Below are 1,042 nucleotides of genomic sequence, written 5' to 3'. Positions count from 1 at the left end.
CTACATCAGCAACGCCGGCGTCGACTACCGGCCCAACGCACGCTGGAAGCTGGGGCTGCAGGCGCGCGCGCAAGGCGACTACTACATCGACGAACGCAACACCCAGGGCAAGTACGGCGGCTTCCGCGTGGTCGATGCCAGCGTGCGCTACCAGCTCAGCCCGCGCACCAGCCTTGACCTGCAGGTCAAGAATCTCACCGACGCCCGCTACGCCTACGTCTGGTACGACAACTTCTTCTGGGGCGGCAACGACCAGCCGATGTTCTCGCCGGCGCCCGGACGCGCGGCCTATCTCGGCTTCGAACTGCGCCTGTAGCCATCGCCGACGTCGGCGCGGTCCGCTGCGGCCGCGCCTCTGCCTCCCCGGTGCCGTCCGGGGCACGCAGGTGCCACGGCGCGGTTGCCTGCGTGGCGCAGACAACCGCGCGATTTTCCCCGCGAAATCGCATAACATCGCCTTCACGGAGCGAGGTACGCCCAGCGTACCGAACAAGCAAGCCCCGCAACCTCGCCGTTGCCGCCAGCCCTCCGCTGTCCCCACTTGCTTGCAGACCCCATGAAGATCGACTCCCTTGCCCTGGCCGTGCTGGCCGGGCTTGCCGCCGGCCATGCCGCCGCGCAGACCCTCACCTCCGAGACCACCACCACCCTCGGCACCGTGGAGGCGCGGCGCGAGACCGCCGCCTCGCTGTCCACCCGCAACATCCTCAGTTCGGTCGACGTGCTCGGCAGCGAGCAGATCGGCGACAAGCAGGTCATGAACGGCTGGGAGCTGTTGGGCATGATGCCCGGCGTGCAGCTCACCGAGATCCGCCAGGGCGCCGAATCCGGCAAGGCCACCTTCCGCGCCTTCAACGGCGAGGGCTACCTCAACGGCATCAAGATCCTGATCGATGGCGTGCCCAGCGACGCCAACAGCGGCAACCAGCGCTTCACCGACATGATCTTCCCGCTGGAGATCGCCTACATCGAAGTCGTGCGCGGCACCAACGACCCGCGCTACGGCCTGCACAACATCGGCGGCAACCTCAACATCGCCACT

General features: G+C 67.6%; 2 protein-coding genes. Both read left to right on the top strand.

Features of this window, described 5'->3' with window-relative positions; genetic code table 11:
- Positions 1–316 (top strand): TonB-dependent receptor (locus tag D180_RS06950; protein WP_043090591.1); only part of this gene is annotated, 316 nt, incomplete at its 5' end.
- A 240-nt stretch (positions 317–556) separates the two neighbouring features.
- Positions 557–1,042, top strand: a 486-nt coding sequence (locus D180_RS06945) for a Plug domain-containing protein (protein WP_043090590.1), incomplete at its 3' end; no start/stop codon positions are given.

Origin of the sequence: Xanthomonas sp. SHU 166, from assembly GCF_000364685.1 — a bacterium.
GTDB lineage: Bacteria > Pseudomonadota > Gammaproteobacteria > Xanthomonadales > Xanthomonadaceae > Xanthomonas_A > Xanthomonas_A sontii.
This window is presented reverse-complemented; position numbering and strand designations above follow the sequence as displayed.